18 protein-coding genes are annotated in these 24,158 nt (G+C 45.8%); 15 read left to right on the top strand and 3 right to left on the bottom strand.

Translation table 11 applies throughout. The features are described from left to right. Window positions 1–160 precede the first annotated feature (160 nt). The 14 genes from NYR53_RS27395 (at window position 161) to NYR53_RS27330 (ending at window position 19,655) form a co-directional block, all read left to right on the top strand. Window positions 161–1,360 (top strand): glucuronate isomerase, encoded by a 1,200-nt coding sequence (locus NYR53_RS27395; RefSeq protein ID WP_261302257.1) that lies wholly within the window; start codon window positions 161–163, stop codon window positions 1,358–1,360. A gap of 121 nt (window positions 1,361–1,481) precedes the next feature. After that, window positions 1,482–2,438, top strand: a complete 957-nt coding sequence (locus NYR53_RS27390; RefSeq protein WP_261302256.1) for an ABC transporter permease — start codon at window positions 1,482–1,484, stop codon at window positions 2,436–2,438. A gap of 28 nt (window positions 2,439–2,466) precedes the next feature. Continuing rightward, window positions 2,467–3,336 (top strand): carbohydrate ABC transporter permease, encoded by an 870-nt coding sequence (locus NYR53_RS27385; RefSeq protein WP_261302255.1) that lies wholly within the window; start codon window positions 2,467–2,469, stop codon window positions 3,334–3,336. 28 nt (window positions 3,337–3,364) lie between these two features. Continuing rightward, window positions 3,365–4,936, top strand: a complete 1,572-nt coding sequence (locus tag NYR53_RS27380; RefSeq protein WP_261302254.1) for an extracellular solute-binding protein — start codon at window positions 3,365–3,367, stop codon at window positions 4,934–4,936. Window positions 4,937–5,782: 846 nt separating this feature from the next. Beyond that, window positions 5,783–7,357 carry a type 2 periplasmic-binding domain-containing protein gene (locus NYR53_RS27375; RefSeq protein WP_261302253.1) on the top strand — a complete coding sequence of 525 codons (1,575 nt, stop codon included), beginning with the start codon at window positions 5,783–5,785 and terminating at the stop codon, window positions 7,355–7,357. Window positions 7,358–7,527: 170 nt separating this feature from the next. Further along, a complete protein-coding gene (locus NYR53_RS27370; RefSeq protein WP_261302252.1) occupies window positions 7,528–8,550 on the top strand; it encodes a glycoside hydrolase family protein in 1,023 nt (340 codons plus the stop codon). Window positions 8,551–8,565: 15 nt separating this feature from the next. Further along, window positions 8,566–9,528 (top strand): Gfo/Idh/MocA family protein, encoded by a 963-nt coding sequence (locus NYR53_RS27365; protein ID WP_261302251.1) that lies wholly within the window; start codon window positions 8,566–8,568, stop codon window positions 9,526–9,528. An 18-nt stretch (window positions 9,529–9,546) separates the two neighbouring features. Beyond that, window positions 9,547–11,667 (top strand): TIM-barrel domain-containing protein, encoded by a 2,121-nt coding sequence (locus NYR53_RS27360; RefSeq protein WP_261302250.1) that lies wholly within the window; start codon window positions 9,547–9,549, stop codon window positions 11,665–11,667. 79 nt (window positions 11,668–11,746) lie between these two features. Then, entirely contained in the window at window positions 11,747–12,766 is a 1,020-nt protein-coding gene (locus NYR53_RS27355; protein WP_261302249.1) for a response regulator transcription factor, read from the top strand. After that, window positions 12,763–14,598 carry a cache domain-containing sensor histidine kinase gene (locus NYR53_RS27350; protein ID WP_261302248.1) on the top strand — a complete coding sequence of 612 codons (1,836 nt, stop codon included), beginning with the start codon at window positions 12,763–12,765 and terminating at the stop codon, window positions 14,596–14,598. The genes NYR53_RS27355 and NYR53_RS27350 overlap by 4 nt, the downstream gene beginning before the upstream one ends. 11 nt (window positions 14,599–14,609) lie before the next feature. Beyond that, the gene (locus NYR53_RS27345) at window positions 14,610–16,898 is read left to right on the top strand and encodes a glycoside hydrolase family 95 protein (protein WP_261302247.1); all 2,289 of its coding nucleotides are present in this window, start codon (window positions 14,610–14,612) and stop codon (window positions 16,896–16,898) included. Between the two features lie 198 nt (window positions 16,899–17,096). Further along, window positions 17,097–18,992 (top strand): PrkA family serine protein kinase, encoded by a 1,896-nt coding sequence (locus NYR53_RS27340; RefSeq protein ID WP_047677213.1) that lies wholly within the window; start codon window positions 17,097–17,099, stop codon window positions 18,990–18,992. Window positions 18,993–19,144: 152 nt separating this feature from the next. After that, the gene (locus NYR53_RS27335) at window positions 19,145–19,366 is read left to right on the top strand and encodes a hypothetical protein (protein WP_261302246.1); all 222 of its coding nucleotides are present in this window, start codon (window positions 19,145–19,147) and stop codon (window positions 19,364–19,366) included. A gap of 79 nt (window positions 19,367–19,445) precedes the next feature. After that, window positions 19,446–19,655: a hypothetical protein gene (locus NYR53_RS27330; RefSeq protein WP_261302245.1), complete on the top strand. Its 210-nt coding sequence runs from the start codon at window positions 19,446–19,448 to the stop codon at window positions 19,653–19,655. A gap of 186 nt (window positions 19,656–19,841) precedes the next feature. Here NYR53_RS27330 and NYR53_RS27325 read toward each other — a convergent pair whose 3' ends face one another. After that, window positions 19,842–20,117, bottom strand: coding sequence for a hypothetical protein (locus NYR53_RS27325; protein ID WP_261302244.1), 276 nt, complete (start codon window positions 20,115–20,117; stop codon window positions 19,842–19,844). Window positions 20,118–20,496: 379 nt separating this feature from the next. Here NYR53_RS27325 and NYR53_RS27320 point away from each other — a divergent pair, with 379 nt between their 5' ends. Continuing rightward, the gene (locus tag NYR53_RS27320) at window positions 20,497–21,627 is read left to right on the top strand and encodes a glycosyltransferase (RefSeq protein ID WP_261302243.1); all 1,131 of its coding nucleotides are present in this window, start codon (window positions 20,497–20,499) and stop codon (window positions 21,625–21,627) included. A gap of 290 nt (window positions 21,628–21,917) precedes the next feature. Here the strand turns inward: NYR53_RS27320 and NYR53_RS27315 are convergent, their stop codons facing one another. Together NYR53_RS27315 and NYR53_RS27310 are read right to left on the bottom strand one after the other, a co-directional pair. Next, the gene (locus NYR53_RS27315) at window positions 21,918–23,009 is read right to left on the bottom strand and encodes a GerAB/ArcD/ProY family transporter (RefSeq protein ID WP_261302242.1); all 1,092 of its coding nucleotides are present in this window, start codon (window positions 23,007–23,009) and stop codon (window positions 21,918–21,920) included. Then, the gene (locus NYR53_RS27310) at window positions 23,006–24,157 is read right to left on the bottom strand and encodes a Ger(x)C family spore germination protein (RefSeq protein WP_261306537.1); all 1,152 of its coding nucleotides are present in this window, start codon (window positions 24,155–24,157) and stop codon (window positions 23,006–23,008) included. The genes NYR53_RS27315 and NYR53_RS27310 overlap by 4 nt, the downstream gene beginning before the upstream one ends. Between the last annotated feature and the right edge of the window lies 1 nt (window position 24,158).

Here is a 24,158-nt window from a genome sequence, read left to right as displayed (position 1 = left end):
CTATCCCTGAAGGTTTATGACCTTTTGGGACAGCCCTTTATTTTGTCTCTTGACCGGAGGACATCATAAAAAACCACAACCGAGCGGAAGTTATCCCATGGAACAGATTGAGCAACCATTGTACCATCAGGACATAGTTGTTACAGGAGGAGGATAAGGAATGAATACGGAGATGAGACACGTCAAGGAAGCGTTTGAGGAACGTATCATGCAGCTGCCTGTATTGGATACGCACACCCACCTTGTGGGGGATCGCCTCTGTGCCAGCGACTTTTGGGAGATTGCGCATTATTTCTGGTTGTTTCGCGAGCTGCAGGCTGCGGGATATCCGGCGAATGCCATGGAGCTCCCAGAGGATATACGAATCGCTGCCTTTTTGGAAGCGTACCATGGATCAAGAAACACGATGATGAATGTGGTGTTGACTCAAATTTTCAAAAATCTATATGGCATTGAAATCAGCGACGCTGCCTCCGTACGGAAAGCCGACGCTGCTGTCAAAGAGACCGCACAAAGCGCTACATGGGCGCAAGAAGTCGCGGACCGTATGAACGTTAGCAGGTTCGTGGTGAATATACCCGAGCATGCGGAGTTCCAAGGCATGCGGGAGAACGCCATCCTTATCCCGCGAATTGACGGTAAATTAGGCGGGTGGGTCAAAGAAGTTGAGCTGTCGCATAACCCGGCTGAGGCATTCGCTCAAGCGCGTGAGAAGCTTAAGCAACTACTCGACGAGTACAAGGAAGCCGGTTACGTGGGCATCATGACCACATTGCCGAGCTATGAAACCAGGGCGAACCGCAAGGTTGTGATTGGGCAAGGCAGCACCAAGGATGAGATTTTGATGATGCTTCTGCACGAATTAGGCTCTGCAGCTGAGCAGAGGGGACTTCTTATTCAGTTGTTTCTCGGTGTGGAACGTTCCTGGTGTGGAACAGCCACCCCGGTCAATGACCCGGCCCGTATCTTGAAGCTATCTGCCTTGTTTGAAGCCTATGCTTGTACCTTCGAGCTTGTGGTGGCCTCGGAGCTAAACAATCTGGATATTGTGCAAGCGGCATGGAACTTTCCGAATGTTCATGTGGGCGGACATTGGTGGTTTAACTTTCGGGCAAGTACATACCGAGATAGTATGCAGTACCGGTTAGAAGCGCTTCCGGCCATCAAAAGCTCGCTCATTGTATCCGATGCCCGCTGTATGGAGTGGAGCTACGGCAAAATTTTGCTTGTCAAACGGATTGTGAGTGATTTCCTGTGGGGGCAAATCGAAGCAGGCTGGATTGAGTATGACACGGCCTTATTTGTTGCTGAGAATTGGCTGCACAGCAGTGCAGCTAAGCGCTATGGAGTCGCTCGTTAATCCTATTTTTCCCATCGTAAAAAAACACAAAGCGCTATAAGTTTCACCATCGCTACCTCCGGACAACCCTAGTAAGATGAAGAAGACAAATAGATGCAGCATGCAAGAAGGGGAGGACAACATGGCCAGTAAAATTCAGCCATCCGATCGATTAGTTTACGATTTCACATCGAAGAGTCAGAAATGGGCTTTTGTCCGAAAACATTGGCCGATTTATGTGATTTCATTACCGGGAATCATTTATTTCTTACTTTTTAAATATATCCCGTTATTCGGTTCCGTCATCGCGTTTCAAAACTACAACATTTTCAAAGGAATTAAAGGAAGTAAGTGGGTAGGTTTAGAAAATTTCCAACGCATGTTCGCGTATACAGATTTCCTTCAGATATTGAAAAATACGATATTAATCGGTATATACGATATGATCTTCGCTTTCCCGGTTCCGATCATTCTGGCTCTTCTCATCAATGAAGTGCGCGTTATGATGTATAAGCGAATTGTTCAAACCGTGGTTTATATGCCGCACTTCCTATCATGGGTAATCGTCGGTGGAGTCGTCGTTGGGGTATTATCGCCTTCCACGGGAATCGTCAATCATTTGCTATCTTTATTTGGCGTCGAGCCCATTTATTTTCTAGGGGAAAACACCTATATTCGGACCATTCTCATCAGTTCTGGCGTGTGGAAGGATAGCGGTTGGGGCACCATCATTTATTTGGCTGCGATTGCCGGCATCAATCCCGATCTGTATGAAGCTGCACAAATTGATGGAGCCAGCCGGATTCGTCAAGTGTTCTCCATCACGATTCCAAGTATCTTACCAACCATTGTTATTTTATTCCTGCTTCATATCGGTAATTTTCTTGATTTCGGTTTCGAACGCGTCTTCGTATTTCTTAACCCGCTTAACAATGAGAATGGGGAGATTATCGATACGTTTGTGTACCGGGCAGGACTTGTTGATCGGCAATACAGCTACACGACGGCCATCGGATTGTTCAAGTCGGTTGTGGGTCTTATGTTGATCATGATCAGTAATACGTTTAGTAAAAAGCTGACCGGAGAAGGTTTGTATTGATACGGAAGGAGACGGGAGGTGAATCGCTATGATTATGACAAGAGGTCATAAAATTTTTAATTTGTTCAATGTCATTTTGTTAGGTATCATCGGACTCAGCATGGTGCTTCCCCTTATTCACATTATTGCGCAGTCATTAAGCAATAACACGGCCATTAATGCGGGTAAGGTATCGTTGTGGCCAGTTGGTTTCACACTGGGGAGTTATAAACTTATTTTACAGGACCCAACGATATGGATTGGGTTTCGGAATAGTGTCATTATTACGGTATTTGGAACCTTGATTAATCTTTTTATGACAACAACGCTTGCGTATCCTTTATCCAGACCTGAGTATTTGTTCCGCAAATCCATTCTGGTGATGGTGCTGTTTACTCTTATTTTCAGCGCGCCATTAATTCCGAACTATTTGTTGGTGAAGCAATTAGGGCTTCTTAATACGCTATGGGCTTTAATGCTACCTATGGCGATAAGCGCTTTTAATTTATTCGTTATGCGTTCATTCTTCCTGAACCTACCGACGGAGCTGCTGGATTCGGCAAGAATTGACGGGTGCGGAGAGTTTCGGATATTGTGGAATATTGTATTGCCGCTTTCTAAACCTGCTATGGCTACAATGGGCATCATGTATGCGGTGGGTCATTGGAACCGTTATGCCGAGGCTGTCTTTTATATTGATCATCGCAATTGGATTCCGCTGCAGGTTCGGTTAAGAGAAATTGTATTTACAGATCAGATGGGGCAATCGGATGTATCTTCGGAACTAATGCTTTTACTATCACCGGAAGGGATTAAGATGGCGGTCATTGTCGTGGCTACGATCCCGATCCTTTGTGTATATCCGTTCCTGCAAAAGCACTTTATCCAAGGGATGATGGTGGGTTCAGTGAAATCCTAATATTTTCATTTGGAAAGAAGGGATTCTTTTGAAAAAAGTTACAAATGTTGCACTCGTCGCTGTATTGTCTGTAGGTACTTTAGCGGGCTGTTCAACGGGAAAAACCGGTCAGCAGCAAGCAACGCCGTCATCAGTCACAACAGCGGCAAAAAAGGCACCGACCAAGTTTTCTATTTCATATCCGACCACGACGAACACTGGATACCACACGCGTGTTGACATTAACAATGACAAATGGGTAAAGAAATTGGAAGAGCTGACGAATACCGACCTTACGCTTCGAATAACGGAAGTAAGCAAGATGGGCGTCTTGTTCGCAAGCAATGATATTCCCGATGTTGTAGGCAGCTTGGGCACAGCAACAGATAAAGCGATGTCAGGATCCGTAGAAGCTGGGATGTTCTTGCCACTGGATGACTTGCTGAAACAAAATGCCCCAAATTTAATGAAAACGGTGCCGAAGGAAGCATGGGACGCCGTATCCTATAATGGGAAGATTTATGGGATCCCCAACTGGTTAGAGAATCCTTCTAGACGTGCTACGTTTATTCGTACCGATTTGCTTGAAAAGGCGGGTTTACAGCCACCTAAAACAATCGATGAATTCCTGGATGTACTCCGAAAGTTTAAGGCCATGGGCGTCAAATATCCCTATGGTGCTCGTGAGAACTTGAAATATGCCGACACCGTGCTGGGGGCATTTGATGTGCTGCCTTATAAAGAACAATTCGAGGTAGTAAATGGTCAAGTTGTGCCGAAGTTTTTTGATGTGGACAATATGACAAAAGCGCTTAACGTGATCAAGACCATGTTTGATGAAGGTTTGATGTCCAAAGAGTTCGCGACGACAACTTCGACCGATTGGTTGAAAAATATCCGCTCCGGCGATGTTGGTATCTGGTCTTCCAACTTAGTCAGCTTGAATGATTTCCGGACGAACGTTCCGAATGCGGTGAAAGATGCCAAGATTGATGTCATCGCCTCTCCCAAAGGACCTGACGGCAAAGGCGGTTATCTCATGTACCAGCCAGTTATTGGCGCTCATTACATCAACAAAAATGTGAAGCCTGAAACGGCCGCAGAAATCGTTAAATATTTCGACTGGATGACGTCAGAAGAAGCATTCAAGTTCTTTACTTTCGGTATCGAAGGCGATACGTACACGGTAGTTGACGGTAAAGTGAAGTATAAGGAACCGACCAACAAAGAAGAGCAAGAGGAGCAGGATCACCGTGGTACGCTGCATTCCTCCCATGAAAGTACCGTTAACCGTCTGAAAATGCAAACAGACCCTAATGGACCTTACATTCTGAATGCATTTGATCATATTTTAGCAAAAGAAGGCTTATCGGGAATTGGCTTTTCTCCTAATCTGGAGGCCGATGCCAAGTATCCGGATGCTGCTTCACCAGGTTCGGATGCTGCGCCGAAGATCATTATGGATCATATGATTAAAATGATTTACGGCAAGGAACCAATTTCCGACTGGCCGAAGGTCATTGAAGAGTATAAATCCAAAGGCGGCAACGAGATCATTAAAGAAGCGACGGACCGTTACAACAATAAAAAAGGCGTGCTTTTTTTGGGTAAGAAACAGTAATAGCAAGTCGATATGTAACTGCCCCTTGAGCGGGCAGTTTTTTGTTTTTTGGGTGGGGTTTGCTGATGAGCGAGCCAAGTCCGCATCCTAGCCAGATTTGACCCCCGACCCCCGACCCCGACCCCGACCCCGACCCCAACCCCAACCCCAACCCCACCCCGATCCCAACCAGCCCCCAATCGTAGACCGCTCAACCGTCCATCTGAATCGATTCTCCACAATAGCCGCTCCTTCTGCCAAGTAGCCAAACAATTAGAGTTCGCCACGCACCAGGCATCGTCAGATTTTAGCGGAACATAGATGCTTTATTTTGCTCAAAACCGCGTGTATTACGTTTTCGCGGAACAAGGATCCGCTATTTCCCGCTTTCGAGGTGTAAAAACCGGTAAAAAGGCAAAATAGCGGAACCACGTTCCGCGTACCTGCCCCTCATCGGCATTTTCACCAAAATAGCGGATCCTCGTTCCCCTCGATCTTCAGATCAGTAGCCTATATGTCCGAAATCACTCATCGTTGGATTTGACCAACTGTTATCTGTATTTGAACATTTTCATGACTATCTACCTGCCCTCGCACCAAACTTTTTACTACACCCTCCAATAACGGAGCACGTCACATGATTTACCACAGTTCAAACAAGAATCACGCCCCCCTCAATCGATGTAGGAACGTAGAAGTGATCGTGTTCTGACATACTTTATTCTGTGCACAGAAACGTATGTGTCTAATCGTATAAAACGACATAGCGTCTTAAAATTATACATACAGGAAACGCCAACTTTTCGTTATGATACATACATAGAAGTGAAACCGCTTGCAGTATAAATGGAAAGAAGGGGTGTTTAGATGAAAAAAACGATCAGTCTTACGCTGGCTGTCGTGTTGACGGCTTCTGCATTAACCGCATGTTCTTCGGATGGAAAGGTAGCGGGAACGGGTTCACCACAGCCATCGGGCAACGTGAAGAAAGCACCGGTCAAATTCTCCATGCTCTATCCAACGACTGTCAGTACGGGATATCATACCCGGGTACCTGATTTAAACAAGGATAAATGGGTATTGAAACTGGAGGAGTTAACGAATACGGATTTGGACGTTAAGGTTGTGGAAGATGCCAAATTCGGCGTTATGTTCGCGAGTAACGATATTCCCGATGTTGTTGGGAGTATCGGTGGTCCAGGCAGTAAGTCGATGTCCGGTTCAGTAGAGAACGGTGTTTTCATGCCGCTGGACGAGCTTTTGAAACAGAATGGGCCGAATTTATTAAAAGTGATACCCAAAGCAGCTTGGGATAGTGTTTCGTATGAAGGGAAGATTTATGGCGTGCCAGAATTTTTGAGCAATCCATCCCGTCGTTCCACATACATTCGTACGGATTTGTTGGAGAAGGCTGGGCTTCAAGCTCCAAAAACCGTTGACGAATTTCTGAATGTGCTGCGAGCATTTAAAAAGATGGGTGTAGAGAATCCCTATCAAATGAGGGAAAACTTCAAGTACGCAGACGTGATTCTAGGAGCTTTCGATGTTTTGCCTTATAAGGATCAATTTGAGCTGGTAAATGGTCAAGTAGTCCCGAAATTTTTCGATGTAGAAAATGTGCAGAAGGCACTCACCACGTACAAAACAATGTATGACGAAGGTTTGATACCAAAGGAATTCGCAACCATCACTTCTACTGATTTTACGAAAAGCATTGAGTCCGGCAAAGCGGGAATCTGGTCTCAAAATGCTTCCGGATTACCAGGGTACCGCACGAAAGCCCAACAAGCTGTTCCAGGAGCAAAAGTTGATATTATTGCTTCGCCAAAAGGCCCGGAAGGAAAAGGCGGGTATTTCTATTATGCACCTGTCATTCGTACCTTCTTCGTTAATAAAAATGTGAAGCAAGATACCGCTGCGGGCATTATTAAAATGTTTGATTGGATGGTTTCTCCGGAAGCTGAAACCTTCTTTACCTTCGGAATCGAAGGCGATACCTACACGAAGGACAGCAGCGGCAAAATTACGTATAAATTCCCGACGACGAAGGAAGAAACCGATGAAGAAGGCTTCCGCAGCGGAACGATGTGGGCGGTACATGACTCCACTTACAATAAACCAAGACTGCTGCTGAACGAAGATGGAAAAGCGACCTTGAAAGCATTCGATGAAGTGCTGACGAAGGAAGGTCTGTCTGGTATCGGGTTTTACCCTGATTTGAGCAGCTTCGCAAAATTTCCGGATCTTGCAGCTCCTCAGCCTGACGTTGGCCCGAAGATCATTATCGATCACATGATCAAAATGATTTACGGCAAAGAGCCAATCACCGATTGGCCGAAGGTAATCGAAGAGTATAAAGCCAAAGGCGGCAATGAAATTATTAAAGAAGCGACCGAGCGTTGGAACAAAAAGCAAGGCGCGATTATGATCGATACAAAATAAAAGCTCTTCCACCAGACGCATCCCTCATGCTGAAAGTATTCAGTAGAGGGGTGTTTTTTATTTTGCTAAATTCGTAAAAAAACACATGTTATCTTAAGTTTGTCCGTTCTACTAGGGTGAATAATCTCCTATAATGAAGGCAACAAATCGATGGAAAGGTGAGTGTCTAAATGGAAAGTATCGCAGAACGTATGCTGCCCGCGCCCCGTGAAGGCGGATTTCGGATGGAAGGTTATTGGGTATGGTGCGGTTCGGTTATTCGGGGAGAAGATGAACGCTATCACATGTTTGCATCTCGTTGGCCCAAATCGCTGCCCATGCATCCGGGGTGGCTGGTTGCTTCGGAAATTGTGAGAGCGGTTTCGGATACCCCGGAAGGGCCATATACCTTTCAAGAGGTCGTTCTTCCAGCTAGAGGAGCCCAATATTGGGACGGGCGCAGCACACATAATCCGCATATCACCAAATTCGGAGATAAGTATCTTCTCTACTACATGGGTTCTACGCACCCGCTGCCCGATGTGGTCGCTGGTGATGGATTCGGGTTGGAAGATCCGCGATGCATCGTAGCCCGTTCTAATAAACGAGTGGGGCTCGCTATGGCGGACAGTGTTAATGGGCCTTGGGAAAGAAGCGATAACCCGATACTCCCCGTGCGTCCAAACCGGTTCGATAGTTATTTGACCTCCAATCCGGCACCTTGCCTACACGAGGACGGTTCCGTGCTGCTTGTCTACAAAGCTCGCCAATATGAAGGTAATCTTCATGGGAAAATGACGATCGGGGCAGCCGCAGCAGATAACTATCAAGGACCTTATCGCGTATTAACTGAGGAGCCTATTTTTCCGCCGGATCAATTTCATATCGAGGATCCTTTCATTTGGAAGACGCCGGAAGGGTATGAGCTGTTAGCCAAGGATATGGAGGGAACACTTTGCGGGGAAAAACATGGCGGCATTCATGCTGTTTCTCCGGACGGGTTAAGTTGGCAATTGTCTGAGACGCCTAAGTCTTATTCGCGTACGGTTCTTTGGGATGATGGAACGGAGCAGACGATGGGCAACCTTGAACGGCCTTTTCTGTTATTTCATGACGGGAAGCCAACGCACTTGTTCGCAGCAGTTGCCGACGGACCCGGGGGATTTCGTAACGCAGCGAACACTTGGAATATGGTTATTCCATTGAAGCCTTAGGGAGGTAATTTACATATGAAAGCTATACTGGTTGGTTTGGGATCAGCAGGGTTCAGTTGGTATAAACGTCTAAGAGATCAAGGTTTATTAGCAGCCGTTGTTGAGGTAGATATGGCCATGAAAGAGAAGATGCAGGTTGATCCGTTCCCCTTCTACACTTCATTAGATGAAGCTTTGCAAAACGAGCAGGCGGATTTTCTCGTTAATGTGACCTCTCCGATGATGCACACAGTTGTGAATCATGCGGCGTTTGACCGTAAGCTGGCTGTTTTGTGTGAAAAACCGATTTCTTTTGATTATGAGGAATCCATTGAGGTCGTAGCTCGAGCCAAAAGGGAAAACATCCCCTTGATGATCGCAGAAAACTACCGCAGAATGCCCTATATTCGTAAAATGAAACAGCTATTGGATGAAGGTGCAATTGGCACTCTTTCCTCGCTGGATATACAGTTCTACAGGTACCACCATGTGCAGCGGAGATATACCGTTAGTATCCTCGATGACATTGGTGTACATCACATGGATATGCTCCGTTACTTAACCGGGAGAGAAGGAAAGTCGGTCCAGGCCAAGCTTTACAATCCAATTGGCGCCTGGGAAGAGGAAGGGGCTATTATCAATGCGTATGCCTTTCTTGAAATGGAGGGTGGTATCACTGCTGCCTATAATGCATCCATTGCTTCAAGAGGGACAGAGACACCGTGGAGCGGCAATTGGAGAATTGAAGGAACCAAAGGCGCTATGGAAGTCATCGATAAGGAAATCCGCCTAATTCGCGACGGAGAGGTTTTGCTTGTCGATGACTTTAGCGGAGTGGATGAATCGGATACACTGGCTGAGTTTTTGGCGTCGCTTCAAGAGGGACGCGAAGCGGAAACAAGCGGCAGGGACTATTTGAAAACCCAAGTGCTTGTACATTACACGAAGCTGGCAAGCGAATCCGGTCAGACGAAGGCCATTGAGGTTCCAACTCTATAGATGAATGGGGAAACTAGTATGCAAATAACAAACCCGCAGCAATCGGCGCCTGGTGTATGGCGCCTTACGATCGGAGAACCGCAAGGAATTACACCGCTCTCATGGATGGGCGTTTCGCCAAAAACCGAGGCACTGCAGCAGATGCCGCAGGTACAGCCGCCTTTTGACTGGGTAAGTATCCAGCTTGAGGAAGCAAGTGACTGTCTCATTCTATCTATTCCGCTTAATCGAACTGAAAAGCTATACGGGACAGGCCTGCAATTATTAAGAATGAATCAACGGGGAAGAAACCGTTATTTGCGTGTGAACAGCGATCCCAAGCAGGATACGGGGGAGACGCATGCTCCTGTGCCTTTTTACGTAAGCGATCTCGGGTATGGCGTTTTGGTGGATACTTCACGGATTGTGACTCTGTACTGCGGGTCAACGATGAGGCAGGAGGAAACGCAAAGTGAGGATATTCGTGATCGCAACACGGATAAGGGATGGAAAGCTACTCTAGTCGCATCGCGGGTGGAGATCCGGCTTCCTGTCGAAGGTGCAGACGTGTATGTGTTTGGCGGGCCAACCCTTTCGGATGCGGTGGCAAGATATAATTTATTCTGCGGGGGAGGCACTCTGCCTCCGAAGTGGGGCCTTGGCTTCTGGCACCGTGTTCCGACGCTCTATACGGATCAGCAAGTTCTTGAAGAAGCGGAGCAGTTCCGCCAGCACGATATTCCCTGTGATGTGATCGGGCTCGAACCCGGTTGGCACAGCCAAAGCTACCCAGTCAGTTACGAATGGGAGAAAAACCGATTCCCTGAGCCTGATAAATTCGTGAAAGCTTTGGACCAAAGCGGCTTTCGGGTGAATCTGTGGGAGCATCCCTTCGTTTCGCCGAAGAGTGAGCTGTACGAGGAATTGAAGCCGCTTTCGGGGAGTCATTCGGTATGGGGCGGGCTTGCGCCGGATTATTCGCTGCCAGCGGCTGTGGAGCTGTATAAGAAGCAGCATGAAGAGCAGCATGTCAATATCGGAGTTTCCGGTTATAAGCTGGATGAGTGTGACGGCAGTGACTTGACCAACAATTCCTGGATGTTTCCGGGACATGCGCAGTTTCCATCCGGTTTGAACGGCGAGCAGATGCGACAAATGTACGGGTTGATGTTCCAGAAAATGACGGCTGAACTGTTCCGCAGCAAAAATCGGAGAACATACGGGCTTGTTAGAGCTTCAAATGCCGCAGCCTCCACGATGCCTTATGTCCTATATTCGGATCTCTATGATCACAAGCAATTTATTCGTGGCCTAGTCAACTCGTCTTTCAGCGGGCTGTTATGGACACCGGAGGTTCGCAGAGCCCGAAATGCCGAAGATTGGGTACGGCGTATGCAAACGGTTTGTTTCTCGCCACTCGCGATGCTGAATGCATGGGGCGATGGAACGAAGCCTTGGTCTTTCCCGGAAGTGGAAGGCACTGTTCGGCATTATATTAAGCTGCGGATGAGATTGCTGCCTTATTTGTATACAGCTTTCGCAACCTACCGAGAGCAGGGGATCCCTCCATTCCGCGCAATGCCTTTCGTGATGTCCGCATCAGAAATCGCGGAAGCCGAGGCATTGTATGCTGAAGCAGCGGAGCAAACCTTGAATACGACAGATGCCGCTTACGGCAAGAAAAAAGTGAGAGAATGGGACGACCAATACATGTTCGGCGATGCATTATTAGTAGCTCCACTGGTTGAAGGAGAGTCTGAGCGGGAGGTCCTGCTGCCATCCGGAATCTGGTATGGATTAGAGACAGGGGAACGCTATACCGGTGGATGCATCATTCGCGTTCAAGCCGGCTTGGAGCGAATTCCGGTATTTGTTAGAAACGGGTCCGTCATTCCGATGATGCCTGCGCTAGCGCATGTCCCACCCTTAGGCACGCGAGTTCTGCTTGAAATCATTCATTTCGGCGATGGAATGGGTGAAGGAAAACTGTACGACGATGACGGGGAATCGTTTGATTATGAACATGGCAAGTTCGGCTGGTGGAAGGCAGCAGTCACGCAAAATGCAGCTGGCGTCTACTCCGGGGAACTCATAGGGACGGATGGGGAGCCTACATCCTTTAGCTCCATCACGTGGCGTTTCGCACAAACTCGTTTGTGATTCCTTCCGTTGTAGAACCAATTTCCGTGAGTTATCATAAATGGATAGCGATGCTGAGAAACATAGGGGAGGTCTGGACATGCATGTACTGATTGTAGACGATGAACCTGTCATTCGCAGAGGAATGGTCAAGATGGCGGAATTGTACGTACCTGCTTTCTCGAAAATACAGACGGCTGAGAACGGCGTGGCTGCTTTAGAGCGGATTCGCGCCTGCGAACCTGATCTTGTGTTGACGGATGTTCGCATGCCCAAAATGGACGGATTGGAGCTCTGCAGAATCATTCATGAGGAATTTCCTCAAATTAAGACCGTTGTGATATCTGGTTACAGTGACTTTGAATACGCCCAAAAAAGCATGAATTATGGTGTTCGGCACTATATGCTGAAACCGGTTACCAAATCAGATGTGCATGGCATGCTGGATCAATTGATCAAAAAGCCATCACGCAGCTATATGCCGCCTTCCCGTTATATCGAGTGGATCGATCAAATGGAACAGCAAATATGGGCCTTGCAAATGGAGGAACTAAGCAGCTTAATCAGCCGCTGGCGTGAATACTGCCTATCTGCCAATTTATCGTTGGCTGAGCTTAAGGAGCTATTGGATGATTGTAATGCGCTTCTTGTCAAACGCTTTCAGGGCCGCAATTACTCCCCATCCTCCGTGCAAGCTCACTTGCAGGCGGATAGTGTGAAGGAAGCCCTTGAAGCGTTCGAGAAGGGGTTGATTCGAATGGCAAAAGGCCTTCAAGACGTTCGGAGCGGCAGCTTCAAAGATCCTATGGAAGAGGCCAAAGGCTTTATCGACAGCCGATTGTCAGAAGACATTTCGCTGGATCAAGTCGCTGCGATGGTCGGATTGACACCTACCTATTTCAGTTCGCTTTTTAAAAAAGTAACGCAGGAGACCTTTGTTCAGTACCGGATCAAAAAAAGGATGACGAAGGCGAAGGAAATGCTGGCTATCCCTTATGTTCGAATCGTGGATGTAGCCGCAGATGTCGGGTATGATGATTACCCCCATTTTACTAAAACCTTCAAAAAAATTGTTGGCGTTTCGCCTTCTGAATATCGCGCAGGGCTCGGTATCAAATGAAAATTAGAGGTTTAACTAAAAAGCTATTCGTCTATTTTCTGATTGTCATCATTCTTTCTCTTAGCAGTGTCGGTATTTTCTCTTATATGACCTCTTCCGATGAGTTAGCGGAAATGGTTGAGAACCAAATGAATCAAATCGTCGGAAACGCGGTTCATCATACCGATCTGTATTTGAAAGACTATGAGCGCTCCATTGTCTCTATTTTGACGAACAGACAGGTTATGGAGTTTATTGATCTGAAGGCCAATCGGGAGGAATATGACTTTTATACCTATCGGAAAATGATTCTCGAAACGAGTGTCGATCCGTTATTCATTCGCAACCCTAAACTAGCTTCTGTTTACTTGCTCAGCGATAAGCTGAATGCGGTCTATTACTATAATGGGGTGAACGAGCAATCCTTCAATGCGGAAGATAAACGGAAACAGCGAAAATATTTTCTCGCCAATACAGCGGCTGACGGCAAATTAAGTATTTTGAACCATAGCATTATTGAAGGTCAAGAGAATCAAATGCTCACGCTAGTCCGTCGTATCCGAGGCTTCACCTCGCCTGAATTGAATGGTTTGCTCGCCATTGAGATGAGATCCGCTGATTTGTCTGCCCTATGGAAAGGGATTGATTTAGGGAAATACGGGTACCTGTTTATCATTGATGAAAAAGGTCGTTATATCTATCATCCAGATGGAAAAAAAGTCGGTTCAGATGTTCCGGAGGAGTTCGTGGAGAAGCTGCAGAAGGCTGGGACTTCTTCCTTCGTCGACAGCGATGAGCGGGAGGAGCGCATGTATCTAAGCCGCAAATCCGATTATTCGGGTTGGCAGCTAGTTGTCTCCATGCCGCTTCATGAACTCCGTAAACCGGTAGCTAACATCCGTTCGACAACGCTTGTAGTCGGATTATTTACACTGGTTTTAGCGATCTTACTTGCTTACAGATTCGGTAAGTCGATTACCAAGCCGATTCAAGTACTTAAATCCGGGATGAGAGAGACGGAAAAAGGAAATTGGGCCACCATTCCACTCCCCTCTCACAGGGACGAAATTGTCGAACTCATGGTTCGCTATAATCTGATGGTCAATCGGCTATCTGAAGCGGTTGATCGTGTGGTTCAGGTCGAATTAAGCAATTCAGAAATTCGGATGGAACGGCAGAAGGCTGAGTTTCAATCTCTTCAGCTGCAGATCAATCCTCATTTTATGTACAATACACTGGAGACGATTATCTGCTATGCCACAATTCAGGATTCAGAAGAGATTTCTGAAATTGTTAAGGCACTGGCTTATATGCTGCGTTACTCGGTCCAAACCAACCTGGAGGAAATAACGGTTGCGAACGAGTTGAAGCACGTACTTTATTATCTGGTCGTGTTGCGGCATAGAATTGGTCGGGAATTCGAGATTGATGTTGCGATTAAGCCCGAATATTTGCTTCATGTCATGGTGCGGCTGACTCTTCAGCCTTTGGTCGAAAATGTGTTCCAGCATGCATTTCCGGAAGGGTTGGAAGATTATCATTTCATCCGAATCGACGGTGGGGTAGAGGACGGGATCTTCTGGATCAGTGTAGAGGATAATGGTTCAGGGATGTCGCAGACACAACTTACGCAGCTCCAAGAGAAGTTGAGTACAAACAGACTGGCAGATGCAGAAATAGATGAAGCGGGTAAAAAAGGCGGTATTGGCGTGTTGAACGTCCATCGCCGGATCCAAATGGTTTATGGGGAGAACTATGGACTGAGGATTGAAAGTGTGGCTGAGCAGGGAACCAAAATGATCATGGTGATGCCTGCATTGCCTAAACAATATGAAAGACCAAATCCTGTATAGGGGGCATAAACTTGAACAATCGCGAGAAATTGTGGTACCTTCAGCCTGCTAAGATGTGGGTAGAAGCGCTTCCGATTGGGAACGGTCGACTAGGCGGCATGATTTTCGGTCATGTGCAAGAGGAAAGAATTCAGTTAAACGAAGATTCCATCTGGTACGGAGGTCCCAAGGATGGTCTCAATCCGGATGGTTCTCGATATTTAGAAGAAATCAGGGAGCTGCTTTTTGCCGGAAACGTCGAGGAGGCCACGCAATTAACGCGAATGGCGCTCTTTTCAACACCCAAATATTACAACCCTTATCAGCCTTTGGGAGACCTAAGGCTTTATTTTCATGACCAGAAAGGCGAAGTTGAAGATTATCGGCGAGAATTGGATTTGAAGCAAGCGATCGCCCGCACAACTTATAGGGTGGGCGGAGTCACCTACCGTCGTACGATGTATGCCAGTTACCCTGATCAAGTGATGATGATTCTACTATCGTGCGATCAGCCAGGCAAGCTTAATTTCTCTGCGAATTTGAATCGCAGACCTTTTGAGGGGGAAACCGGCGCATTGTCGGAAGATAGTATTTGGATGAGCGGGGAATGCGGGAAGCATGGTGTTGAATATGCCTGTGTGTTGAAAGCAAAATCCGAGGATGGTCAGGTGTCCGTGATTGGCGACTTCCTGTCTGTGGAAGGGGCTAGTTCTGTGACTTTAGTTCTTGCCGCAGCCAGCACATTTCGAGAGTCTGATCCTTTAGCGGCATGCAAGCTTCAAATTGAAGGCGTCGATCGCTTCAACGCTGACGAGATAGAACGCCGGCATATCGAAGATTATCAGGAATTGTATAATCGGGTGAGTCTGCGTTTGACAGAAAACGATCCTTTTGATGATTTGCCAACGGACAAGCGGTTGAAGCTTCTACAAGAGGATCAATCGCGTATGGATAGCGGTTTGGCGGAGCTGTACTTTCATTACGGCCGTTATTTGTTGATCGCCAGCTCCCGACCGGGATGTCTGCCCGCGAACCTTCAAGGCATTTGGAATGAAAGCTTTACGCCTCCTTGGGAGTCTAAATATACAATTAATATCAATACACAAATGAATTATTGGCCGGCTGAGGTTTGCGGATTATCGGAGTGCCATGAGCCGCTGTTCGACCATATCGAACGGATGCAGGTCAGCGGACGGCAAACGGCTCGCGAGCTGTATGGGTGCTCGGGCTTTGTCGCTCATCACAACACGAACTTATGGGGAGAGACACGTCCTGAAGGATTGTTTCCGACATGTGTGATATGGCCAATGGGTGCCGCATGGCTAAGTCTGCATGTATGGGAGCATTTTGTGTTTACCGAAGATTTGGATTTTTTGCGGCATAGAGCCTATCCGATCTTGAAGGATGCTGCAGCTTTTTTCCTAGATTATTTGGTGGAATCGCCAGATGGACAGCTTGTGACTGGTCCCTCTGTGTCGCCAGAAAACCTGTATGTATTGGCGGATGGAACTAGAGGAGCACTGACTATGGGACCTTCTATGGATACGCAGATCATCCGTGAGTTGTTCGAGGCATGTAAACAGAGCAGCCTTCTGCTGCAGGTTGATAGTGAGCTTCGAGAGCGGCTCTCCGCACTCATGGAGCGGCTGCCTAAGCCGCAGATTGGCAAACACGGACAGATCATGGAGTGGTTGAAGGACTATGAGGAGGATGATCCAGGTCATCGGCATATTTCGCAGTTGTTTGCTCTGCATCCGGGAACCCAAATCACCCCGCATCGCACACCGGAATTAGCCAAAGCAGCTGCAGCCACATTGCAGCGCAGGTTGGCGAACGGAGGAGGTCATACGGGTTGGAGCAGTGCGTGGATCGTCAATATGTTTGCAAGACTGGAAGATGGCGAACAATCCTATGCGCATTTGAGCCACATGCTGCGTAAATCAACGTATCCCAATCTCTTTGATGCGCATCCTCCTTTTCAAATTGACGGGAATTTCGGTGCTACGGCTGGTATGGTTGAGATGCTGCTGCAATCCCATACCGATGAGCTGAACTTACTTCCTGCGCTGCCGTCGGCGTGGTCCGAGGGAGAAGCGAGTGGACTCAGGGGGCGCGGCGGATACGTCGTCAATCTGAAATGGACCGATGGGAAGCTATCGGAAGCGATAATTAGGGTAGCGAAGGATGGCTTATGCAGAGTACGTACACAACATGCCGTTCTGGTTCGCTGCGGGGGAGAAGAAATCTCCTTTGGCAGGGATCAGTCGGTTGTTGAGTTTAGTGTTGAAGCGGGCAAAACTTATGGACTTTTTAGTAAATAATCATCTGCGATTCAGTAGGTGGAGCAGCTTATTCGCGACAGCTAATCCATAACGTTAACCAAAATTGTAAAGCGAGAAATCCATGACAGTTAAAAAATTTCGGGCAAGTTATCTCCCATGAGTGCATAGGATTGTAGTACACAATTCACCATCACGAGCTGACCTAGTTAAGAAAGGCAGCAGTGAAAGGAGGTACCCATGGACATATTCAAAAGAATTTCGGAGCATCGTACGGAGAAGGATTCATTGAGCTGGACCGGTACGTTCGCGGAGTACATAGAATTGCTTCGCAAAAATCCTGGACTCGCGAGAACAGCGCATTCAAGGGTCTATGATATGATTGCTTCGCAAGGAATCAATGACCAAGTCGGGCACAAATCCTACAAATTCTTCAACAAAGAGATTTTCGGCTTGGATCGGGCCATTGAGAAGCTAGTGGAAGAATATTTCCATTCCGCTGCCCGTCGATTGGATGTTCGTAAGCGGATATTACTGCTGATGGGTCCTGTAAGCGGTGGTAAATCAACCATTGTGACCATGTTAAAAAGAGGGCTGGAGCAATTTGCTAGAACTGACCTAGGGGCTGTCTATGCGATTAAAGGTTGTCCGATGCACGAGGAACCACTTCATTTGATCCCTATGGAGCTGCGTCCCGAGATCGAGCGAGAGCTAGGCGTAAAGATTGAAGGCAGCTTATGTCCTTCCTGCCAAATGCGTTTGAAGACCGAGTACAATGGCTGTATTGAAGATGTTCATGTTGAGCGTGTGTTCGTTTCAGAAGAAGCGCGTGTAGGGATCGGTACGTTCAGTCCATCCGATCCGAAATCTCAGGATATTGCCGATTTGACGGGAAGCATAGACTTCTCTACCATTACGGAGTTTGGTTCCGAATCCGATCCGCGTGCCTATCGATTCGACGGGGAGCTGAATAAGGCAAATCGGGGGATCATGGAGTTTCAGGAAATGCTGAAATGCGATGAGAAATTCCTCTGGAACTTACTCTCTCTCACACAAGAGGGTAACTTTAAGGCAGGACGGTTCGCTCTCATTAGCGCCGATGAACTGATCATTGCGCATACGAATGAAACCGAGTATAAATCATTCATTGCGAACAAGAAAAATGAGGCTCTGCAATCGCGGATGATTGTGATGCCAATTCCGTATAACCTGCGGGTTTCGGATGAAGAAAAAATTTACTACAAGCTGATCGGACAGAGTGATATGTCTCACATTCATATTGCTCCGCACGCGCTCCGGGTTGCTGCGATTTTCTCCATTCTTACTCGTTTGAAAGAAACGAAGAAGCAAGGGATGGATTTAGTCAAGAAGATGCGCATGTATGATGGTGAAGTTGTGGAAGGTTACAAAGAAGCAGACCTCAAAGAAATGCAGAATGAATATCAAGAAGAAGGTATGAGCGGCATCGATCCGCGTTATGTCATTAACCGCATCTCAAGTGCATTGATTCGTCAAGATCTTCAGTGCATTAACGCGCTAGATGTGCTGCGAGCCCTGAAGGATGGTTTGGATCAGCATCCGTCGATTACTAAGGATGAGCGTGAACGGTTCCTTAATTTCATTTCCGTAGCTCGCAAGGAATACGATGATATTGCTAAGAAAGAAGTGCAGAAAGCGTTCGTTTACTCCTTCGAAGAGTCAGCCAAAACGATTTTCGATAACTATCTCGATAATATTGAAGCTTACTGTAATTGGGGAAAAATTAAGGATCCGCTAACCGGTGAGGAAATGGATCCAGATGAGCGGCTGATGCGCTCGATTGAAGAGCAGATCGGCATTTCTGAAAATGCGAAGAAAGCATTCCGAGAAGAAATACTGATCCGTATTTCATCCTATTCCAGGAAAGGACGGAAATTCGATTACAGCAGCCATGAACGGCTGCGTGAAGCGATTGAGAAGAAGCTCTTCGCTGATTTGAAAGATATCGTGAAAATAACGACTTCCACGAAGACGCCGGATGAGAAGCAGTTGAAGAAAATTAATGATGTGACAAAGCAATTGATTGATGAGCACGGATATTGCCCTGTGTGTGCGAATGAGCTGCTGCGGTATGTAGGGAGCTTGTTGAACAGATAAAACTTCATAGTGGAAGTATAAAAAGGACTTGAGGTGGTGACGACCCCACAGGTCCTTTTTTCGTTTGTAAAGGGCACCGTCTACCATCTATCACCGAATCTATCAATCTCTCATATACTATAAGATCTTACGATAGAGGAGGTGCAAGAGATATGATAGGCAACTCAATGAAAAAGACAGGTGCAGTTCTTTTACTTTTGGTGAGTTTTCTAGCTTTCGTGATGACTTGGGAGGTGGGGTTATTATCTCCGTTGGGGGGAATATGTATAGCGGGGTTTAGCTTCGTCGGAGCCATTCTGATGTGGTTGGATGTCCAGGGGTCTACGCAAGGTGCTGGCAAGAAAGATGCAAAACGAGCAAAAGCCGATCTCTGATCGACAAGAGGACAATTCCCCCCAGAAAAAATCCAACGAACCTGGAAGATGGTCAGACCTCTTAGGATTCGCCAAAATAATGGACAAACTCCCACTCCATAAGCTTTCAGCTCGTATGGCTTATTGTATGTTTTTTGATTTAGTACTGCTCTTGTTTGTTCTTGTTCTTCGTGCTTCGGGTACTCAGGTGAATGATTTCCCGAACGCTTGGGATATTCGGTTTATTGTGATCACGACAATTGTTGTTTTTTTCGTAGGACTCTGCGATATCTGGAAAGACCGGAAATAATAAGCTTGTTACCATGTGTATGAAAATAAACGCCCAATTTTTTGTGAAATGGTCACCAACTAGGCAATCGCACACATACAGTATTGTAGGCAATTAACTATACAAGAATGTGAGTGATCTTCAAGATGACGAAACCAGAAGAGCAAGAATTTCGTCCGCCAGTAGGTGGGCCTCACGGTGGCGGCCCTAGTCATGGCGGTCCAGGGCATGGGGGTCCAGGGCATGGCGGCCCCGGACATGGCGGTCCTGGTCATATTGGCCCCGGTCATCATGGCTTCCCAGGGCATGGCGGGTTTCATCACTTTGGACATGGAGTGAATAATCTGCTGCCTTTGGTTGTAGCCCCTTATTTATTGAATGCGACACAGCCTTACTATCCACATCCATATCCATATCCATATCCATATTCATGTCCATGTCCATATCCATACCAGGATTATCTATGTCAATGTCCATACCCATACCCGCCATATTCCCCGGGTTATCCAGGTATTTAGACAATATAAGCCTAACTTGATAATGTATAAGAACCGAGATGCTTTCTTATCAGAAAGTTTCTCGGTATTTTGTTACCACATTTCCTTTACCCCGAAACATGGCGTTTTATCATTTATTACATGTATTGGATGAAATAACCTAAATTTCTTTATCAAATCTTAATATTTAAGTAGGAAATCTGTAGTTTTCATGCTACAATTCTTTTTGGATAGCGCTTACATAAATTACTCTCTCGGTTACTATTCCTCTTGATTTTCCCCTTTGGCATACATTCATCTAAACCATAGAATACGAATTCAGCTTTTTCAAAAATTACCTGTACAACTTTAAGGGGGAATGTGTATTGAGCGATCAACCCGTTCGGATCTTACATCATATTAGTGATATGAATCGTGGAGAAGCGCAGAGCTTTATTATGAACGTGTATCGGCACTTGGATCGATCAAAGATTCAATTTGATTTTGTTGTCCACACACATAATCCTTCTGATTACGATGAAGAAATACGAGCATTTGGTGGAAGGATATTCATCCTGCAGAGACCTAGAGCGGGCTGGATGGGTTACATATATGAGTTAAAGTCGACGATTCAACAACACGGCCCCTTCCATGCTTTACATAATCATACATATGAAGCTAGTGTCTTAACTTTGTTAACATCAAAGCTGTATGGCATTGATATTCGTATTGCGCATTATCACAGTACAAGTGATTTTACATACTCTTCTTCAACGACTAAGATATCTCGATGGCTAAAAAGGAACATGATAAGGCGAATTGCCACCAGCTGGGTAAGCAGCTCGATCACGATAAGTCAGGCGTTATTCGGGTATCAATGGGTTAAAGATAAACGCGGCAGAATGGTGCGTAATGGGATCGATGTCGGTCGATTTGCAAGTAGATTACAGAAACCCATGACGCTCCGCGAGCAGTTGCATATTCCACCCAATGAACCAATTATTGGTCATATTGGACGGTTTAGCGCAGCAAAGAATCATACATTTCTGATTGAGATTTTTGAAGAGCTGCTGTACCGTGTGCCGAATGCGAGGCTTATTTTGGTGGGGGATGGTGCATTGCGGCCTCAGATTCTAGCATTGATCGAGCAAAAAGGAATCCAAAATCGCGTTCATCTACTAGGACTGCGAGACGATATTTCTGAGCTCCTTCAGGAATTTGATGTCATGGTTCTTCCTTCATTCAAAGATGGTTTGCCTATGGTTTTGATAGAAGCGCAAGCCGCAGGAGTCCCCTGCGTGGTATCCGATGTTTTTCCGGAAGAAGCGGATCTGAGGGCAGGCTTTTTCGCATTCGTGTGTTTGAAACAAGACATTGCTGTATGGGTGCAGTGGTTAATGAGGGCATTGCGCAGCGATCCTGTCCCGGTGGATGAGCGAATCCGAGCGATTCGACTAGCCGGCTATGATATTAAAGAGGTGGCTCTGGAATTAGAAGACGTTTATGCGTTCCAATAGATAGTAGTGAGAGCTCTTATGTTGGTGACTTAATAAGGGTTCTTTATTCGCAGCAACATCATCGATTGTATGAACAGTAGTCTAACGACAAGAATCTATTCCCATTAGCGACAAAAATACCACTACAAACATTAAAATCGCAGAATTTCATGACAAAAAAATACCTTAAAAACGAACTATGCGACATGAAAATCCCTCGAATGTGTTACAGTCATTTTTGATTTAGCCAAACAAAATGGTAAGGATAAAGCATATCTTTGGGTTAAATAGATCACGTAGCCGATCTATTTCTATTCATGTGCGAGTGATTTGCCTCTTACTTTACTAACGAGCAAAAAAATAATCGGTAGTCCAACGATGAAAATTGGAAAAATGTAAATAATCCATACGAATTTCGCATAATCCAACAGACCTATGACGTTTGCAGGCACTAAGGAAATAGTGAAAATGGCGGTTGCAGCAAATCCAATCATTACCCGCCAGTTCTTGATGCCAATCAATTGTGCAGTTCCATAACTGTTGATGAACAAGTAAATGGCTAACTTTACGAATACACTGAAAATCCAGATGAACATAATCCAGACATCCATGTTTTGAATAAATTCTAGATAATTAATAAATCGAACCATACTAAAATACGGAAAAATTAAGGTTGATCCGATATTTGTTCCGAATGTCATAATTACAAAAATTGCCGTAAGTACGGCAATCAAGGATGGAATGCAGATCGCTAGTAGTGTGGGCTTAAGCATCTTTTCAGAATTCGCAATAAAAGGCACTAACATCATGATCATCATGGACTCTCCTAGAAATGATGCATTCACCAATGACCCCTTCAATATAGCTATTACCCCAGAGTCTGCATATATCGGTAAAAGAAGCGCTGGGTGCAGATTCGTTAAATTTAATCCAAAAGTAATGACAATGCCGACCAGAAGCAATGGTCCTGCCATTTCACTGAAGCGAGCAATACCTTCGATACTTCCTGCGTAGTTTATGTAAACCATAGCAGCGACCATAAGAGCTGCTATGACCCAAATCGGAGTATCGTGAAAAAGAAATTGCTTAATAAATAAGGAGAATATTCTCAGTATATCTGCTGATACTGAAAACCACATCAAAATATACAACGCACCAATTAGCTTTCCGACCCACTTCCCAAAAAGCTTTTGTGCAAACTCCACCAGTGTGTGTGAAGAATGCCGTTGACAAACTCGCACTAAAATCAATGTCACAACTAGTCCAATTGCACCTGCCACCGCTAGAGAGATCCATGCGTCTTGTTTAGCAATCTCGATCGATGGAGATACAGTAAGCCAAATACTCATTGAAATTTCTAACGTTGTGAGCATCCAAAACAACTGCCAAGGCGAGATTTTCACGTTCTTTCTCCTATTCCCGGGATGCGTTTTCCAATATTCCCCATATTCTGAATTTTCAATTTGACATTAACCGATACTTCAACTGTCGGGAATATTTGATCCCAGCTGTTACGAAGTTCTTTCCATCGGTAAGGGTGTTCTTTGTGAATTTCTTCTCCGATTCCAAACACATCCTGACCATATTGAAGCTGCATTTTCTTAATGGTTGCTTCTACTTTCTTTGCTTTGATTTCATTAAGCTTACGTTCTAACGGCGTTCGTTCTGCGGTTACGGAAATATCCGTATTCGTGTTGTTTTCAAGGACTCTTCCTGTTCCCTCTAGCTTCACGTAGGCTTTAAGTTTATTATCTTTAAATTCTGTGCGAATGGATCTTTTTAAATTGGATTCGTATAACGATATGCTGCCTTCCTCCGTTTCTTCAGTAAGAAATTGATCTTTTAACACACCTTTAACCCAAAACATTTCCAGGGATTCTCTCCCGCTCACTTTCCCGACCATTTGCAAGTCTTTATTAAAGATAGCAACGGATTTAACTTCGATTATTTCATGTTTCTCTTGTTCACTATTCGGTGAAATCTCAACCATCGGCATGGAAGGCCGGATGCCATCTCGTCCTACATCGAGTAAGACATCTCGTAAGGCAGTATCCCCTAAACGGCAAAATCGGTCTTGATCAACGGCTACGATCGCTGAGAATTGATTAAACGGACTGTTGATTTTTAATATATCTTTTCCTTCTCCATTATTCACAACAAATATATCCGTACGCATACGCGTATCCGTATTTCGTGTAAATTGATCCATAATATCAACTAATCCTTTTTTCGCTAGCTTTTCTCCGATGAAAATGGACCTGCGTTGTCCAAGAAAAACCCTCCGGGGTAGTTTGTCTTGAATTTGTTGTGTCAAGTCTACGATTGAAGTTCCGGTCGCTGTAAGTACAATATTTGCTCTTTGCTCGCTTCCCCCTCCCCCTTTGGTGCTCTTGAAATTAGCGGGCACTGCAACCTGAGCGCTTTTTTGAAGTTTTCCGCTCTCTGATAAATCAAGAGCAGTTCCAATCCAGAAAGCGTAATCATTAATTTCATTCCTGTCCCAACATCCAGAAATTAACATTGTCAGTGCAATCCACAGGATTAAACTCATT

Source organism: Paenibacillus andongensis (assembly GCF_025369935.1).
Classification (GTDB): Bacteria; Bacillota; Bacilli; order Paenibacillales; family NBRC-103111; genus Paenibacillus_E; species Paenibacillus_E andongensis.
The sequence above is the reverse complement of the archived record's forward strand: the minus strand, read 5'-3'. Positions and strand labels throughout refer to the sequence as shown.

What these genes read in the sequence shown, in the direction of transcription:
- NYR53_RS27330 (WP_261302245.1), top strand. Translation starts at nt 19,446, where the DNA reads ATGGACAAACTCCCACTCCATAAGCTTTCAGCTCGTATGGCTTATTGT.
- NYR53_RS27335 (WP_261302246.1), top strand. Translation starts at nt 19,145, where the DNA reads ATGATAGGCAACTCAATGAAAAAGACAGGTGCAGTTCTTTTACTTTTG.
- NYR53_RS27310 (WP_261306537.1), bottom strand. Translation starts at nt 24,157, where the DNA reads ATGAGTTTAATCCTGTGGATTGCACTGACAATGTTAATTTCTGGATGT.
- NYR53_RS27375 (WP_261302253.1), top strand. Translation starts at nt 5,783, where the DNA reads ATGAAAAAAACGATCAGTCTTACGCTGGCTGTCGTGTTGACGGCTTCT.
- NYR53_RS27325 (WP_261302244.1), bottom strand. Translation starts at nt 20,117, where the DNA reads ATGGGTATGGACATTGACATAGATAATCCTGGTATGGATATGGACATG.
- NYR53_RS27355 (WP_261302249.1), top strand. Translation starts at nt 11,747, where the DNA reads ATGCATGTACTGATTGTAGACGATGAACCTGTCATTCGCAGAGGAATG.
- NYR53_RS27340 (WP_047677213.1), top strand. Translation starts at nt 17,097, where the DNA reads ATGGACATATTCAAAAGAATTTCGGAGCATCGTACGGAGAAGGATTCA.
- NYR53_RS27370 (WP_261302252.1), top strand. Translation starts at nt 7,528, where the DNA reads ATGGAAAGTATCGCAGAACGTATGCTGCCCGCGCCCCGTGAAGGCGGA.
- NYR53_RS27395 (WP_261302257.1), top strand. Translation starts at nt 161, where the DNA reads ATGAATACGGAGATGAGACACGTCAAGGAAGCGTTTGAGGAACGTATC.
- NYR53_RS27385 (WP_261302255.1), top strand. Translation starts at nt 2,467, where the DNA reads ATGATTATGACAAGAGGTCATAAAATTTTTAATTTGTTCAATGTCATT.
- NYR53_RS27360 (WP_261302250.1), top strand. Translation starts at nt 9,547, where the DNA reads ATGCAAATAACAAACCCGCAGCAATCGGCGCCTGGTGTATGGCGCCTT.
- NYR53_RS27390 (WP_261302256.1), top strand. Translation starts at nt 1,482, where the DNA reads ATGGCCAGTAAAATTCAGCCATCCGATCGATTAGTTTACGATTTCACA.
- NYR53_RS27365 (WP_261302251.1), top strand. Translation starts at nt 8,566, where the DNA reads ATGAAAGCTATACTGGTTGGTTTGGGATCAGCAGGGTTCAGTTGGTAT.
- NYR53_RS27350 (WP_261302248.1), top strand. Translation starts at nt 12,763, where the DNA reads ATGAAAATTAGAGGTTTAACTAAAAAGCTATTCGTCTATTTTCTGATT.